The sequence below is a fragment of the Saccharopolyspora gregorii genome (genome assembly GCF_024734405.1).
In the GTDB taxonomy this organism is placed as follows: domain Bacteria; phylum Actinomycetota; class Actinomycetes; order Mycobacteriales; family Pseudonocardiaceae; genus Saccharopolyspora_C; species Saccharopolyspora_C gregorii.
Map to the genome: position 1 here is coordinate 1781389 of NZ_CP059556.1, position 14781 is coordinate 1796169.

Genomic DNA, 14781 nt, shown 5'->3' on the forward strand with positions numbered 1-14781 from the left:
GGTGGCTCAGGACAGGTGGCGGGCCGCGCCTGCGGCGTGCGCGTCGGCCTCGTCGGCGGGGGCGAGGTCGGCGCCCGCGGCCGCGAGGTCGATGCGCACCAGCGCCGCGGCACCGCGCGCGGCCCCGGCGGCCAGCGCGGCGGCGGTGAGCGCGTCGCCGCGCAGCGCCGGTGCCGCCTCCGCCGCCACCTCGCCCGCCAGCGCCGCGACCTCGGCGGCGAGTTCGGCGAGCCGGGCGGGCGGACCGGCCGCGCCCGCCAGCGCCTCGGCGAGCGCCGCCGCCCGTCCCGGGTCGCCCGCCGACCGGCGCTGCGCCGCCAGCACGTCCTGGTAGGCGTCCGAATCGGCCCGCGCCAGCTCCACGGCCCGCTGCCGCAGCGCCTCGGCCCGCGAGGCCCGCGACGCGTCCCGCCGCAGCCGCGCGCACATCGCCAGCAGCCCGGCCGCCGCCGCCGTGGTCACCGCGCCGACCACCCCGCCGGTGGCGGACGGCGTCGGCGCGGCCACCTCGTCCAGGAACTCCCGCACGCTCGCGTCGAGATCGGTCAACTCAACCCCACGACCCGGCCGTGCTCGTCGATGTCGATCCGCTCCGCCGCCGGGTGCGAGCCCAGGCCGGGCATCGTGCGCACGTCCCCGCAGATCGGGTACACGAACCCGGCGCCCACCGAGGCCCGCACCTCCCGCACCGGCAACGTCCAGCCCGTCGGGGCGCCCAGCAGCTTCGGGTCCGAGCTCAGCGACAGGTGCGTCTTCGCGATGCACACCGGCAGCGAACCGAACCCGCTCGCCTCGTAGTCCCGCAGCGACCGCTCCGCCGCGGGCGCGTACGACACGCCGTCGGCGCCGTACACCCGCCGTGCCACCGTCTCGATCTTCGTGCGGAGGTCGGCGGAATCCGGGTACAGCAGCCGGAACCGGTTCGGTTCCGCGGCCGCCTCGACCACGGCCTCCGCCAGGTCCTTCGCGCCCTTGCCGCCGTCGAGGAAGTGGCTGCTCACCGCGACCCGCGCGCCCGCCGCCTCCGCCACCTCGCGGATCGCGGCGTGCTCCGACGGGTGGTCGGTGGGGAACGCGTTCACCGCCACCACCGGCGACACCCCGTGCAGCCGGATGTTCTCGATCTGCTTGCGCAGGTTGTCCGCGCCTGCGCGCACGTCGTCCGGGTTCTCCGCCAGCAGCTCCGGCGGCAGCGGCCTGCCCGCCACGATCTTGTGGTTGCCGGAGTGCGCCTTCAGCGCCCGCACCGTCGCCACCAGCACCGCGGCGTCCGGGCGCAGCCCCGAGCTGCGGCACTTGATGTTGAAGAACCGCTCGGCGCCCATGTCCGCGCCGAACCCGGCCTCGGTCACCACGTAGTCCGCGCAGCGCGCCGCGATCCGGTCGGCCACCACCGAGGAGTTGCCGTGCGCGATGTTGCCGAACGGGCCCGCGTGCACGAACACCGGAGTGTTCTCCGTGGTCTGCATCAGGTTCGGCTTGATCGCCTCCCGCATCAGCACGGTCATCGCCCCCGCCGCGCGCAGCTGCTCCGCGCTGACCGGGGTGCCGTCGCCGGTGTACCCGACGACGATGCGGCCGAGCCTGCGCCGCATGTCGTGCAGCGAGTCCGACAGCGCCAGCACCGCCATCACCTCGCTGGCCGCGGTGATGTCGAAACCGGTCTGCCGCGGCGTGCCGTCGGAGGCGCCGCCGAGTCCGGTCACGATGGAGCGCAGGTCCCGGTCGTTGACGTCGAGCACCCGCCGCCAGGTGATCCGGTTCGGGTCCAGGCCCAGCCCGTTGCCCTGGTGCAGGTGGTTGTCCACCATCGCCGACAGCAGGTCGTGCGCCGCGGTCACCGCGTGCACGTCCCCGGTCAGGTGCAGGTTCAGCGCCTCCATCGGCACCACCTGGCTGTAGCCGCCGCCCGCGGCACCGCCCTTGATGCCGAAGGTCGGGCCCATCGAAGGCTGCCGGATCGCGACCGCCGAGCGGTGCCCCAGCTGCTTCAGGCCCTGGCCGAGGCCGACGGTCGTGGTGGTCTTGCCCTCGCCGAGCGGGGTCGGCGTCACCGCGGACACCAGCACGTACTTGGCGCGCGGCCGGTCGGCGAACTCCTCGACGGCGTCCAGGGACACCTTCGCCACCTGCCTGCCGTACGGCTCCAGCAGGTGCGGGCCGATGCCGAGCTGCGCGGCCACCTCCTCGATCGGGCGCAACGCGGTGGCCCGGGAGATGTCCAGATCGGACGGGATGCTCATGCGGGGACCTCCTGGAGCCGGGCCACGGCGTCGTCGCGCCACCGAGCGGTCCGGCCGATCTCGTCGAACGTGAACAGGTGCCACCCGGCGATGCCCGGGGCGGGCTCGTCCAGGTGCGCCGACAGGCCGTCGACCAGCGCGTCCGGGGTGTACGGCACGAGCAGCCGGGTCACCACGCCGTGCTGCTTGCGCAGGAACCGCAGCGATTCGCCGAGCCCGATCTTCATCGACACCCGCAGCAGCTTCGTCACGTCCACCGCCCCGGGCAGCCCCACGTGCACCGGCAGCAGCACGCCGCGGTCGCGCAGCTCACCGAGCCAGCGGGCGATCCGCTGCGGGTCGTAGCAGATCTGCGAGACCGCGTAGTCGGCGTGCGGCGCCTTCGCCGCCAAAGCCCCGATCGTGACCGCGTCGGTGAGGAACGCGTGCCGTTCCGGGTAGGCGGTGATGCCGACCCGGCCGGGCCGCCGCCCCAGGTCCTCGATCGCCCGCAGCAGCGCGAGCGCGTCCGGGAATTCCCCGGCGGGCTCGGGGGAATCGCCGCCGACGACGAAGATCTCGTCGCTGCCCAGTGCCGCCGCCCGGTCGAGCAGCGCGGCGAGGCGGGCCCGGTCCGGGATGGACCGGGCCGCCAGGTGCGGCACCGCGTGCAGCCCCGCCGCCGCCAACCGCTCGGCCGTGTCCAGCGTCGCCTCGGGCCCTTTGGCGGGGGAGGCGGTGACGGTGACGGTGCTGCCCGCGGGCAGCACCCGCGCCCGCTCGGCGGCTCCGCGCACCGGCAGCACTTCGAACCTGCTGCGGAGCAACGTCTCCCGCAGCCGCTGCGTGCTGGTGTCCATCAGCTCGACCTCCGCCCGGTCACGCCGTCGCCGTGCGCTCGAAGCGCTTCGGGATCTCCTTGTTCGGGTCGTGGAACGGCTTCTCCACCACCAGCGCCTCCTGCGGGCCGTGCTGGGTGTGCACCACCAGTTCCGTGCCCGGCTCCTGGTAGGCGACCGGCACCATCGCGAACCCGATGTTGGCGTCCAGCCGCGGCGAGCGGCAGGCGGAGGTGACCTCGCCGATGCGCAGCCCGTGCGGGTCGTGCACGTCGAACGGTTCGATCATGCTGCCGTCGTTGAACGAACCGACGCCCGGCCCGCCGATGCGCACCCCGACGAGCTTGCGCGCCACCCCTTCCTCCTTGATGCGGGTCAACGCGTCCTTGCCGATGAAGTCGGCCTCCTGCGCCAGGTCCACCATCCACGTCTTCTCGAAGCCGTAGCCCGCCTCGAACGGGTTCGTCTCGTAGGTGATGTCGCAGCCCCAGGACAGGATTCCGGCCTCGATGCGGCGGATGTGGCACGGTCCGATCACCTGCATGCCGTGCGGGCGACCGGCCTCCCAGATCGTCTCCCACAGCTTCACGCCGTCCCGGGTGGCGTCGTGCAGGTAGATCTCGTAGCCGAGCTCCGCGGTGTAGCCGGTGCGGGAGACCACCACCCGCATCCCGTTCAGCTCGCGGTCCACCGCGTAGTAGTAGGGAACGTCCAAGATGGACTCGCCGAACAGGTCCACCATCACGTCCCGCGACTTCGGCCCCTGCACCTGCACCGGGCCCACGTCCGGTTCGCGGATCCGCACGTCCATGCCGAGGTTCTGCGCCAGGCCCTTCGCCCACAGCAGCACGTCGCTGTCGGCCAGGGACAGCCAGAAGTGGTTCTCGCCCAGCCGCAGCAGCACCGGATCGTTGATGATGCCGCCGTCCGCGGCGGTGACGAACACGTACTTGCACTGGCCGACCTTGCACTTGGTCAGGTCGCGCGGCACCAGCATGTTGGTGAACTCGAAGGCGTCCGGTCCGGTGATCTCCACCTGCCGCTCCACGCCGACGTCCCACAGCGTCACGCCCTCCAGCAGCGCCCAGTACTCGGCGATCGGGTCGCCGTAGTGGCGCGGGTGGTAGGTGTGGTTGTAGACGCTGTAGAGGCTCACCCCGTGCTGCCGGGAGGCGTGGAAGAACGGCGACTTGCGCAGCCTGGAGTACTGCAGGATTCCCGGGTTCGGATTCACGGTCATGAGCGGCGCTCCTTCTCGGTGGGTGGTGTCGAACGGCCCGGGCGGTGGCCCGGGTCGCGTCGTGCGGGTGGTGCTCAGGCGCGCATCCGCGCCATCTCGGGGTCGAAGACCGGGTCGGCGACGACCTCGGCCGGATGTCGGCGGTCGAAGTACGCCACCCGCAGCCGGGTGCCCGCCTCGGCCAGCTCGGCGGGCAGCCACGCGTAGGCGAGGCTCATGCCGGTGCTGTGGCCGTAGCCCGCGCTGGTGGTGAAACCGACGGCGTCGCGCCCGGTCTCGGTGAACACCGGTTCGGCGCCCATCAGCACCTCGCCGTCGGTGACGTGCAGGCAGCACAACCGCCGCCGCACCGGCCGGTCGCGGCGCCGCAGCAGGGCGTCACGGCCGATGAACTCGCCCTTCCCGGGTTTGACGGCGAACCCGAGACCGGCCTCGTCGGGGTCGTGCTCGCTCCACACGTCCGCGCCCCAGGCGCGGTAGCCCTTCTCCAGCCGCATCCCGTTGAACGCGGCCCGGCCCGCGGGGAAGATGCCGTGCTCGGCGCCCTGCGCGAGCAGCAGGTCCCACAGCCGCCTGCCGAACTCGGCGGAGGTGTAGAGCTCCCACCCGAGTTCGCCCACGTAGGACAGCCGCAGCGCGGTCACCGGGACCTCGCCGACGAACAGCCGCTTCGCCCGGAAGAACCGGAATGCCTCCGCGGAGACGTCCACGTCGGCCAGCGGCGCCAGCACGTCCCGCGCCCGCGGGCCCCACAGGCCCAGGCAGCAGGTCCCGCCGGTGATGTCGCGGACGGAGGTGGTGTCGTCGGCGTGCGCGCGCAGCCACGCGACGTCCCGCGGGCCGTTGCAGCCGACCTGGAACTCGGTCTCGGACAGCCGGGCCACCGTGATGTCGCCGCGCACCCCGCCGTCGTGCTGGAGCAGCAGCGTGTAGGTCACGTAACCGGGGGCGCGGTCCAGCTGCCCGGTGGTGAGGCGTTGCAGCAGTGCGAGCGCGCCGCGCCCGCTCACCTCGGCCCGTGCCAGCGAGGTCATGTCGAACAGCGCGACCCGCTCGCGGGCGGCCTGGTGCTCGGCGGCGGCGATCGGCGACCGGTAGCGGCCCGCCCACTCGCCCGGGAGCACGATTTCCCGCCCCGCCACGAGGAATTCGTTGGACTCGTACCAGTGCGGGCGCTCCCAGCCGTTGGCCTCCAGGAACACCGCGCCGAGCCGCTCCTGCCGCTCGTGGAACGGGCCGGTGCGCAGCGGGCGGGGCCGCGCGGGCGGCTGCTGCGGGTGCACCACGTCGTAGACCTCGCGGAAGCTCTGCGCGCTGCGCTCGGCGACGTAGGCGGGGCTGTGCGCGAAGTCCTCGAAGCGGCGCAGGTCGGCGGCGCGCAGGTCGATGCCGGGCGCGCCGTCGCTCATCCACTCCGCCATCGCCCGGCCCACCCCGGCGGAGTGCGTGATCCACACGGCTTCGGCGACCCAGAACCCGGCGACCTCCCGCGACGGCCCCAGCACCGGCATCCCGTCGGCGGTGAACAGGAACAGCCCGTTCATGCCCTCGGCGAGTTCGGTGCGGCGCAGCACCGGCAGCAGCTCGCAGGCGTCGTCCCAGGACCGCTTGAAGTCCTGCGGGGTGAACGGGTGCACCGAGGACATGCCCGCCCAGCCGCCGCCCCCGGACGGTGCCTCGGTGCCGTCGCCGGTGGTGCTCGCGATGTCCTCGGCGCGCACCGGGATCACCCGGTGCCGGTAGGTGCCGATGCCGTAGCGGTCGTGGACCTGCCGGAAGTACATCGAGGCGTCCTGGTGCCGCAGCACCGGCTGCGCCACCTCGGGCCCGGCCGCGGCACCGAGCCCGGCGACCGGGCCGGTCACGGCGTACTGGTGCGCCAACGGCCGCACCGGGATGGACACCCCGGCCAGCGCGCCGACCTTCGGGCCCCAGATCCCCGCGCAGCACAGCACCGATTCGACCTCGAACTCGCCGCGGTCGGTGCGGACCGAGCGGACCCGGCCGCCGGTCACGTCGAAACCGGTCACCTCGGTGCGGCCCTGGAACCGCACGCCGAGGCGTTCGGCGGCGCGGGCCATCGCGGCCGCGGCCCGGACGGGTTTGGCGACGCCGTCGCCGGGGACGTGCAGCCCGCCGCGGATCCGGGACGCGTCGACCTGCGGGATGCGGTCGGCGACCTCGCGCGGGCCGACGAGTTCGGCGGGCACGCCCCACGCGGCGGCCAGCCCGCGCTTGCGCTGGAGGTCGTTCCAGCGCTCCGCGGTGGTGGCGACCTCGATGCCGCCGACCTGGTGGAAGCAGGGTTCGCCGTCGAACTCCGCGGCGCCGAACCGCTCGACGGTGTACGCGGCCAGCCGGGTCAGCAGTTCGGAGGCGTTGGTCTGGAACACCAGCCCGGGCGCGTGCGAGGAGGAACCACCGGTCGCGAACAGCGGCCCTTGGTCCACGACGAGCACGTCGGTGATCCCGGTGCGCGCGAGGTGGTACGCCGCGGAGCAGCCGACGATGCCCGCTCCGACGATGAGCACTCGTGCCCTGCCGTCCATGTGCCGCCCCCTGGCTCATGACGCTGGTTCCGGGGCCGAGGCGGACCGGTGGCCGGCTCGGTCCCGCTCGCGGCCGGTCGAAGTGGTCCCGGAACGATCCGGGGCGGTTGTTGCGCTGTTCACAACCGGCTGCGATGTACGCAACACTGCGCCCGGACGGCGGGGCGCGTCAAGCACACGGCAGGGCGAATTCCCTTGGTGTGATCGGGTTTTCCCGTGCGCCGCCGCGACGCGCCGAGGTTCGCCGCCGGCGTGCCGGAGCGGCGCGCGGCCGGTGTGCGCGGTTCGCGAGCGGCCGGCGTTCCGAGGTGCCCCGGGTGGGGGTCCGCCGCGGCCGTCCGGTCCCGTAGCGTGGCCGCCGGCGGACGATCCGAACGGCCCCGGGCCGGGTTGTTGCGTAATCAGCAACACCGTGTATCGTTCGAGGCGGCAATTCTCCGGCAACGAATACGGGTTGAACCGTGGTCAACGCAGGACGATCCAGCAACGGTGAACGTTCCGGCGCCCTGGTGCAGTCGGTGGACCGGGCGGTAAGCGTGCTGGAACTGCTGGCCCGCCACGGCGAAGCGGGCATCACCGAGATCGCCGGCGAACTCGGCGTGCACAAGTCCACCGCCTCCCGGCTGGTCAGCGTCCTCGTCTCCCGCGGTCTCGTCGAACAGCTCGGGGAACGCGGCAAGTACGTCATCGGCTTCGGCATCGTCCGGCTCGCCGGCGCCGCCACCGACCGGATGGACCTCTCCCGGCTCGGCCGCCCCTTCTGCGAATCGCTGGCCGAAGAGCTCGGCGAGACCGTGAACATCGCCGTCCGCGACGACGAAGTGGCCATCAACATCAGCCAGGCCCGCGGCACCGCCTCCGTCACCGCGCACAACTGGGTCGGCCAGCGCACCCCGCTGCACGCCACCTCCAGCGGGAAGGTGCTGCTGGCACACGCCCCCGCCGACGACCAGGACGCGCTGCTCGACGGCGAACTCGCCCAGTACACGCCGCGGACCGTCACCGACCCCGGCGAACTGCGCGGCGGCTTCGAGCTGATCGTGCGCGACGGCTACGCCACCAGCTACGAGGAACTGGAGCTCGGGCTCAACGCCGCCGCCGTCGCCGTGCACCGGCACGACGGCGAGGTCGTCGCCGCGCTCAGCGCCTCCGGGCCGTCCTACCGGTTCTCCCGCAAGCGGATGCGCGAGGTGATCGGCGCGATGACGGTCGCCGCGAAGGAGCTCTCCGGCCAGCTCGGCTTCCTGGAGGAATGACCGGGACGCCTCGGCGGGGGCGTCATTCCCGCTGCAGCATCACGTCCTCCAGGTCCAGTTCGTGCAGCACCCGGCGCAGGACCACGTCGTCGATGCGGCCCTCGTCGCGGAACCGGACGAACACCTCGCGCTCCGCGGCGAGCATCTCGGCGCGCAACCGGCGGTACGCGGCGCCGGGGCTCTCCCCGACCTCCTCGGCGGAACGGCCCAGCCGTTCCCACGCCCGGTTGCTGCGCCGCTCCGCGGACCGCCGCAGGTGCTCGGCGACCTCGTCCGGCGGCGGATCGTCCGCCGAGAGCTCGTCCAGCCGCCGCCGCGCCGCCAACGCCGCGTTGTGCGCCGCCTCCGCCTCGGCCAGCGCATCGGTGTAGCGCTCCCCGCCGCGAACGCCGAGCGCGCGGATCACCCACGGCAACGTCAGCCCGTGCAGCAGCAGCGTCCCCAACGTCACGAAGAACGCCAGGAACAGCACCTGCGGCCGCTGCGGGAACGGCGCCCCGGTCGAGGTGAACTGCGGGATCGCCGCCGCGGCGGCCAACGACACCACGCCGCGCATCCCCGCCCAGGACACCACCGCGCCGTACCGCCACGGCGGCGCCGGACCGCGGCGCAGCAGCAGCTCCGGCAGCTGCAAGGTCGCGAACACCCACGCCGCCCGCACCAGCACCACCGTCGCCGTCAGCGCGGTCCCCACCAGCACCAGCGGCACCAGCTGCCCGGCCACGCCCTCGGTGACCGAGCGCAGCTGCAAACCGATCAGCGCGAACACCAGCGCCTCCAGCAGGGTGTCCGCGGACAGCCACACCGCCCGGTCCTGCAACCGCACCGAGGCGCTGCCCGTCGGCGAGCGCTGCCCCAGGTACAGCCCGGCGACGACCACGGCCAGCACCCCGGACGCGTTGATGCCCTCCGCCAGCAGGTACGCCGCGAACGGCACCAGCAGGCCCAGCGCGCTCTCCAGCACCCCGTCGGCCAGCGCCCGCCGCGCCCGGTGCACCGCCCAGCCCACCAGCCACCCGACGGCGAGCCCGCCGATCGTCGCCAGCAGGAACACGCCCACCCCGGCGAGCAGCGTGTACCCGGTGCCGAGCACGGTGGCCACCGCGACCCGGTACGCGGTGAGCGCGGTGGCGTCGTTGACCAGGCTCTCGCCGCTGAGCACCGTCATCACCCGGCGCGGCAGTCCCAGCCTGCGGCCGATGGAGGTGGCCGCCACCGCGTCCGGCGGGGCCACCACGGCGCCCAGCACCAACGCCGCGCCCAGCGGCATCGCGGGCACCAGCCACCACGCCACCAGTCCGATCGCCAGCGTGGTGACCAGCACCGCGCCCAGCGCCAGCGAGCCGATCGGGCGGGCGTTCGCGCGCAGGCCGATCGTCGACGAGGTCAGCGCCGCCGAGTACAGCAGCGGCGGCAGCACCAGCACCAGGATCAGCTCGGGGTCGATCGCGTAGTCCGGCACGCCCGGCACGAACGAGAGCGCGAGCCCGGCCAGCACCAGCACCAGCGGCTCGGAGAGCTCCCACCGCCGGGCGAGCGCGGTGATCACCAGCGCGACCGCGAGCAGCACCATCAGGTCCGGGAACTGGTGCATGCGGCTGCGTCTCCGTCCTGGCGGGCTTCGCGGTCGACGGAAGTGTAGGGATGATCGACGGGTGCTGCGCCTCGTCGCGTTCCCGGCGCCGGCGGGTCAGGAGCGCCGGCGGGTCAGGAGCGTCGGCGGGTCCGGAGCGCTGGCGGGTCCGGAGCGCTGGCGGGTCCGGGGCGCTGGCGGGTCCGGGGCGCTGGCGGGTCCGGGGCGCGGCCGGGCATGGTGGGGCCATCGGACGCGGAACCCGGGAGGCGGCGATGGCCGGTTGCGAGCACCTGGAAGCGGCGGCGGACCGGCGGCCCGAGCCCGGTTCCCGCTCCGGCTGCGAGGACTGCGCGCGGCTGGGGCTGCACGAATGGGCGCACCTGCGGATGTGCACCGAGTGCGGGCACGTCGGCTGCTGCGACTCCAGCCCGCGGCAGCACGCCACCGAGCACCACCGCGGCACCGGTCACCCGGTGATCCGCTCCTTCGAGCCGGGCGAGGCCTGGGCGTGGTGCTACGTGGACGAACGCCTCGGCTGAGCGGGCACCTGCCCGTCCTCGGCGGTCCCGAACCGGCGCCGGATGGCCGCCGCGAACTCGGCTTGCCCGGCCGCGTCGAACAAGGTGGCCAGCCTGTCCGCGAGCCGGTCCCGGTCGGCGTCCTCGTCGTCCGAGCTGAGTTCGTCGAGCAGCCCGCGCACGTGGTCGATGGCGGTGTGCTCGGCGTCCGCGGGCAGCTCGGCCCCCGCGGAGAGCTGCCCGTAGGAGAAGAAGCGCCCCGAGTCGAGCGTGCCGCCGAACGACAGCGAATCCCCGGGGAACGGCAGCCCGTTCGGGAACGGCGCCTGCCGCGACGACGGCACCAGGTGCCGGAACCGCTCGTCGATCTCGGTGCCGTTGGCGGCGGCGGACAGCTGCGCGAGGGTGCCGATGAGCTCGGCGGCGCGCTCCACGTCGTTCTCGTTGCGCGCCAGCCACCACACCACGGCGCTGCCGGTGTCCTGCAGCACCTCGTCGGCCAGGTAGGCGCGCTTGCTGCGCTCGTGGTCGCGCTCCCGGTGCCAGAGCTGCTCGTCCTTGCGGACCTCCGCGAGCCGGTGCAGCCGGTCCACGTCCTGCTCCGGCAGCACGAGCGTCACGTCCGCGGCCCACACCTCCACGTGCCCGTGCGGGTCGCGCTGCACCGCGCCGAGCGCGCCCGCCAGCTTGTGCGCCACCACCTCGGCGCCACCGGGGTGCTCGGTCGCGGCGATCTCCCTGGCGCGGGTGAGCAGCACGTCCACCGCCAGGCCGGCCGGGTTCTCGTGCGCGACCCCGACCGCGTCGGCGGGGCGCCGCCACCACGCGGTCGCGCCGAACACGAACCGGTAGTCGGGTTCGGAACTGGGCAGCGGCACGTCCCGCAGCAGCCGCTGCCGCGGCGGTTCCGGTTCGGGTTCGGCGGGGACCGCGGGCCGCTGCTGCTGCACGACCAGCGCCTCCCGCAGCTGCTCCTGCTGGTGCAGCCGCACCAGCCGCCGGGCGTAGGCCGCGACGCCCGCCAGCAGCGCCGCGCTGCCGAGCAGCCACGCCCACCACGGCCACCGCAGCGCGAGCACCACCACCGCGGGCACCAGGACGGCGCCGCAGGCGAGCGCGGCCAGCAAGATCTTGTTGTCGCGGCTCATCGCTCCGGCCATTCCGCATCGATCGCTAACGGGCGCCGACAACTGTATGGCGCGCGATCTTCGCGGCGGTACCCGGCGACCGGGGGAAGCGCGCCGCCCGGTGTAACCGGATCGGTCAGCGGGTAGCCGCAGAGCGTGACGACGGGCTCCGGGGGTGGGCGATGAAGCACGCGACGAAACCTGCGCCGCATCCGGTGCACACGGTCCACCGGATCGGTGCCGTGCTGCTGGGACTGGTGCTGTGGGCGTTCGGAGTGCTGGGGCTGCTGCGCGGCCTGGACTTCTTCACGACCAGCGGGCAGCCGGTGCTGGGGCTGTCCAGCAACGGGCTGCTGGCGGTGATCTCGCTGGTGGCGGGCGCGGTGCTGATCGGCTGCGCGGCGTGGGGCGGCAGGCAGGCCTCGACGGTGACCACGTTCATCGGGGTGCTGTTCCTGCTGTCCGGGCTCGTGCACCTGGCGGTCCTCAACTCGCCGTGGAACCTGCTGGCGTTCCGGCTGCCGAACGTGTTCTTCAGCCTCGTCGCCGGGCTGGTCCTGCTGTGCACCGGGCTCTACGGCCGCCTGTCCGGCGGGCTGCCGCCGGACAACCCGTACCGGCGGGAGCACCCGATGCGCACCCGCCGTCCCGACCCGGAGGAACAGCTGGCCGACGCCCGCGGCGGTGAGCCGGACGAGGACGAGCAGCGCTACCGGGAGGCGGAGATCGCGATGGGCGAAGGCCACCCCACGCCGGAGCAGACCCAGATCGTGCTGCGCGACCAGGCGCGGCGCCGCGCCGTCGAACGCGCCCGCGCCCGCCGCCGCACCGAGGGCGGCCGCGCGTGATCCTGCCGTGGCTGTGGCGCTGGCCGCCGGGACTGCTGCTGGCGGCGGTGCGCGAGCTGACCAGCGACGTGCCGGTGCACCTGGTGGACCGCGTCGAAGCGGTGCGCCCGCCGCCCGCGCCCGCCGACTGCACCGGCCTGCAGCTGCCGGAGGACGGCGTCGGCCCGCTGTTCCACCGCCGGTACTCCGCGGAGATCCAGCTGCACCTGTGCACCGCCGCCGACGTGATGGCGCTGTTCGTCGCCGCGCCCGACCGGATGGTGCCCGGCGAGGTGGCCCGCTTCGAACCCGAGGGCGACCACGCGGACCTGCGCCCCGGGGACGACCTGGTGGTCCGGATGCCCGGCCCGTGGGACGGCCCGGTGCGGGTGCTGGACGTGACGCCGACGTCGTTCCGGCTCGCCACCCGGCCCGGCCACCTGGAGGCGGGGCAGATCGAGTTCCGCGCGGACGACCGCGGAATGCGGATGCTGTTCGAGATCGAGTCCTGGGCGCGCAGCAGCAGCCGCGCCGCCGACGTGCTCTACGACCGGCTGCGGTTGTCGCGGCGGTTGCAGGCGTACCTGTGGGTGCGGTGCTGCGCGCGGGTGTGCGCGGTCGCGGGCGGGCGGCTGGTGGACGGCGTGGAGATCTACACCGGGCGCGACGAATCGGTGGTGGGGGAGCGGGTGTGACCGGACTGCGCTGCGACGACGACCCGCGGTTGCTCCGGGAGCTGGCGCGGTTCCGGGACCTGCCGGTGAACTTCGACGTGGCCGCGGTGGACCCGCTGGACCCCGGCCCGGAGTGGACGGTGGACGACCAGCGGCGGGAGCTGCCCGCGGAACCACCGGGACCGCCGCTGGTCGGTGGCCCGTGGGAACGGGCCTGCGCGCTGGTGCGGGACTACAAGTTCGCCGACCCGACGCTGGTCTCGCGCGCGTGCCGCTCCACCCGGGAGCTGGAGCCCGGCGCCGATCTGCTGCTCGAAACCTCCTTCCACGGCTTGGTGTTCCGGCTGCCGTGCCGGGTCGGCGGCATCACCGACACCACCCGGGACGGGGTGCGGGTGTGGGGCTGGAACTACCGCACGCTGCGCGGGCACCTGGAGCAGGGGCAGATGGACTTCCTGGTGCGCAAGGACATCGCCACCGGCACCGTCGAGTTCCAGGTGCGCGCGTTCTCCCGGCACGCCCACATCCCGAACCCGGTGGTGCGCCTCGGGTTCGCCGTGTTCGGCCGCAGCACCCAGCTGCGGTTCATCCGCGGCGCTGGTCACCGGATGGTCGAGCTGACCGAGCCAGTAGCGCGGCGAGCCGATCGCAATCCGCGACCGTGACCGTCACCGCCGGATGCCGCAGCAGCCCCAGCGGCTCGATGCCCGGCACCGGTTCGACGAAGCGCACGCACAACCCGCGTTCCCCGTTCGTCGCGCAGGTCAGGCCGCCGTCGGCCAGCGACACCCGCGCCGGGCCCGCCGTCCGCCACGTCCAGAACGGGCCGGTGACCGCGGTCCCCGCCACGTTGGCCCGCTCGGTGCGCACGCACCACGGCCCGAACCGCACGGTGAGCTCGCGGTCGCCGACCCGGACCCACGTCGTCACCGGGGTGATGCCGAACGGCAGCGCCGGGATCCGGTGCGCCCGGTCGAACCGGAACGGGAAGCACTCCACGGTCTGCGACTCCACACCCGCCGGATACCCCGCCCCGCCCGCCTCCACTCCAGGTCAGCGTGGCGTCAGGGCTTGCGGGCGACGGCGGCGGCGAGGCAGCGGGCCACCGGCGGCAGCGGCGTGCGGCGCGGGCCGTCCGGCCACCAGTCGTCGGCCACCACGAGACCGGGGGCCAGCGGTTCCAGCCCGGCCAGCATCGCGCCGATCTCCGCGCGGGTGCGGAAGAACCCGGTGCCGAGCCCGGCGCGCAGCATCTCCTCCACCAGCCGCGCCGGCTCCCCGTCCGCGTCCTCCGGGTCGAGGAAGTGGCTGAACGCCACGAAGGATCCGGCGGGCAGCGCCTCGACGTACTCGCCCACCAGGTCGGCGGCCGACCTGCCGCCCCGCTCCTCGTCGTAGTGGTGCAGCGTGCCGACGTGCAGCAGCGCCAGCGGACGGGTGAGGTCCAGCTCGTCCCGGACGATGCGGGACCCGAGCACCTCGGCCGGCCGGTGGATGTCCGCGTCGAGGAAGTGGCTGCCTTCCTGGTCGGCCAGCAGCGCCCTGCTGTGCGCGGCGACCGTCGGATCGTTGTCCACGTAGACCACTTGCGCTTCCGGGACGATGCGCTGGGCGACCTGGTGGGTGTTCTCCGCGGTCGGCAACCCGGATCCGCAGTCGAGGTACTGGTCGATGCCCGCTTCCCGGGCGAGGAAGCGGACGGCGCGCACCAGGAACCGGCGGTTCGCGACGGCGAGGCTGCTCGCCTCGGGCACCGCGTCGTTGATCCGGCGGGTCAGTTCGCGGTCGACCTCGAAGTGGTCCTTGCCGCCGATCGCGCAGTCGTAGACGCGCGCCGCGCTCGGCCTGCTGGTGTCGATGGTGTCCGAGGGCTCGACCGGAACAGGCATGGTCTCCTCGCAGCGGCGTCGACTCGATGATCAACGCCACTGTAGTGGCAACCACCCCTGCCGG

At 74.0% G+C, this 14781-nt stretch carries 14 protein-coding genes; 5 read left to right on the top strand and 9 right to left on the bottom strand.

The annotated features are described in order from the left end of the window. Window positions 1-6: 6 nt before the first annotated feature. The 5 genes from H1226_RS07865 to H1226_RS07885 form a co-directional block, all read right to left on the bottom strand. Window positions 7-549, bottom strand: a complete 543-nt coding sequence (locus H1226_RS07865; protein WP_258348112.1) for a cyclodeaminase/cyclohydrolase family protein — start codon at window positions 547-549, stop codon at window positions 7-9. Continuing rightward, window positions 546-2243, bottom strand: a complete 1698-nt coding sequence (locus tag H1226_RS07870; protein WP_258348113.1) for a formate--tetrahydrofolate ligase — start codon at window positions 2241-2243, stop codon at window positions 546-548. Before H1226_RS07870 ends, H1226_RS07865 begins: the two co-directional genes overlap by 4 nt. Next, window positions 2240-3082 (bottom strand): methylenetetrahydrofolate reductase, encoded by an 843-nt coding sequence (locus tag H1226_RS07875; RefSeq protein WP_224966403.1) that lies wholly within the window; start codon window positions 3080-3082, stop codon window positions 2240-2242. Before H1226_RS07875 ends, H1226_RS07870 begins: the two co-directional genes overlap by 4 nt. A 19-nt stretch (window positions 3083-3101) precedes the next feature. Continuing rightward, window positions 3102-4301 carry a glycine cleavage T C-terminal barrel domain-containing protein gene (locus tag H1226_RS07880; RefSeq protein WP_258348116.1) on the bottom strand — a complete coding sequence of 400 codons (1200 nt, stop codon included), beginning with the start codon at window positions 4299-4301 and terminating at the stop codon, window positions 3102-3104. A gap of 74 nt (window positions 4302-4375) precedes the next feature. After that, the gene (locus tag H1226_RS07885; protein WP_258348118.1) at window positions 4376-6850 is read right to left on the bottom strand and encodes a GcvT family protein; all 2475 of its coding nucleotides are present in this window, start codon (window positions 6848-6850) and stop codon (window positions 4376-4378) included. A 509-nt stretch (window positions 6851-7359) separates the two neighbouring features. On the opposite strand from H1226_RS07885, the gene H1226_RS07890 reads away from it, so the two are divergent. Continuing rightward, a complete protein-coding gene (locus tag H1226_RS07890; protein ID WP_224959712.1) occupies window positions 7360-8106 on the top strand; it encodes an IclR family transcriptional regulator in 747 nt (248 codons plus the stop codon). Window positions 8107-8128: 22 nt separating this feature from the next. Here the strand turns inward: H1226_RS07890 and H1226_RS07895 are convergent, their stop codons facing one another. Next, entirely contained in the window at window positions 8129-9700 is a 1572-nt protein-coding gene (locus H1226_RS07895; protein WP_258348119.1) for a Na+/H+ antiporter, read from the bottom strand. 254 nt (window positions 9701-9954) lie between these two features. Between H1226_RS07895 and H1226_RS07900 the strand changes: the two genes are divergently transcribed. After that, window positions 9955-10221: a UBP-type zinc finger domain-containing protein gene (locus H1226_RS07900; RefSeq protein WP_258348120.1), complete on the top strand. Its 267-nt coding sequence runs from the start codon at window positions 9955-9957 to the stop codon at window positions 10219-10221. On the opposite strand, the gene H1226_RS07905 is transcribed toward H1226_RS07900, so the two are convergent. Further along, window positions 10197-11348 (bottom strand): hypothetical protein, encoded by a 1152-nt coding sequence (locus tag H1226_RS07905; RefSeq protein ID WP_258348121.1) that lies wholly within the window; start codon window positions 11346-11348, stop codon window positions 10197-10199. The two genes, H1226_RS07900 and H1226_RS07905, sit on opposite strands and share 25 nt — an antisense overlap. 194 nt (window positions 11349-11542) lie before the next feature. On the opposite strand from H1226_RS07905, the gene H1226_RS07910 reads away from it, so the two are divergent. From H1226_RS07910 to H1226_RS07920, 3 genes are read left to right on the top strand one after another with little or no spacing between them, the layout of a single operon-like run. Continuing rightward, complete coding sequence (locus H1226_RS07910; protein WP_258348122.1) at window positions 11543-12175, top strand: DUF4383 domain-containing protein; 633 nt, start codon at window positions 11543-11545, stop codon at window positions 12173-12175. Beyond that, window positions 12172-12849 carry a DUF1990 domain-containing protein gene (locus H1226_RS07915; protein ID WP_258348123.1) on the top strand — a complete coding sequence of 226 codons (678 nt, stop codon included), beginning with the start codon at window positions 12172-12174 and terminating at the stop codon, window positions 12847-12849. Before H1226_RS07910 ends, H1226_RS07915 begins: the two co-directional genes overlap by 4 nt. Continuing rightward, window positions 12846-13493, top strand: coding sequence for a DUF1990 domain-containing protein (locus tag H1226_RS07920; protein ID WP_258348124.1), 648 nt, complete (start codon window positions 12846-12848; stop codon window positions 13491-13493). The genes H1226_RS07915 and H1226_RS07920 overlap by 4 nt, the downstream gene beginning before the upstream one ends. On the opposite strand, the gene H1226_RS07925 is transcribed toward H1226_RS07920, so the two are convergent. Both H1226_RS07925 and H1226_RS07930 read right to left on the bottom strand, forming a co-directional pair. Next, window positions 13414-13842 carry a hypothetical protein gene (locus tag H1226_RS07925; RefSeq protein ID WP_224959682.1) on the bottom strand — a complete coding sequence of 143 codons (429 nt, stop codon included), beginning with the start codon at window positions 13840-13842 and terminating at the stop codon, window positions 13414-13416. The genes H1226_RS07920 and H1226_RS07925 overlap by 80 nt on opposite strands. Window positions 13843-13892: 50 nt before the next feature. Then, window positions 13893-14717 (bottom strand): SAM-dependent methyltransferase, encoded by an 825-nt coding sequence (locus H1226_RS07930; RefSeq protein WP_258348125.1) that lies wholly within the window; start codon window positions 14715-14717, stop codon window positions 13893-13895. Between the last annotated feature and the right edge of the window lie 64 nt (window positions 14718-14781).

Bases quoted from the DNA above. Each gene is read 5' to 3' on its own strand.
- H1226_RS07870 (WP_258348113.1), bottom strand. From the start codon at position 2,243: ATGAGCATCCCGTCCGATCTGGACATCTCCCGGGCCACCGCGTTGCGC.
- H1226_RS07875 (WP_224966403.1), bottom strand. From the start codon at position 3,082: ATGGACACCAGCACGCAGCGGCTGCGGGAGACGTTGCTCCGCAGCAGG.
- H1226_RS07880 (WP_258348116.1), bottom strand. From the start codon at position 4,301: ATGACCGTGAATCCGAACCCGGGAATCCTGCAGTACTCCAGGCTGCGC.
- H1226_RS07885 (WP_258348118.1), bottom strand. From the start codon at position 6,850: ATGGACGGCAGGGCACGAGTGCTCATCGTCGGAGCGGGCATCGTCGGC.
- H1226_RS07895 (WP_258348119.1), bottom strand. From the start codon at position 9,700: ATGCACCAGTTCCCGGACCTGATGGTGCTGCTCGCGGTCGCGCTGGTG.
- H1226_RS07900 (WP_258348120.1), top strand. From the start codon at position 9,955: ATGGCCGGTTGCGAGCACCTGGAAGCGGCGGCGGACCGGCGGCCCGAG.
- H1226_RS07905 (WP_258348121.1), bottom strand. From the start codon at position 11,348: ATGAGCCGCGACAACAAGATCTTGCTGGCCGCGCTCGCCTGCGGCGCC.
- H1226_RS07930 (WP_258348125.1), bottom strand. From the start codon at position 14,717: ATGCCTGTTCCGGTCGAGCCCTCGGACACCATCGACACCAGCAGGCCG.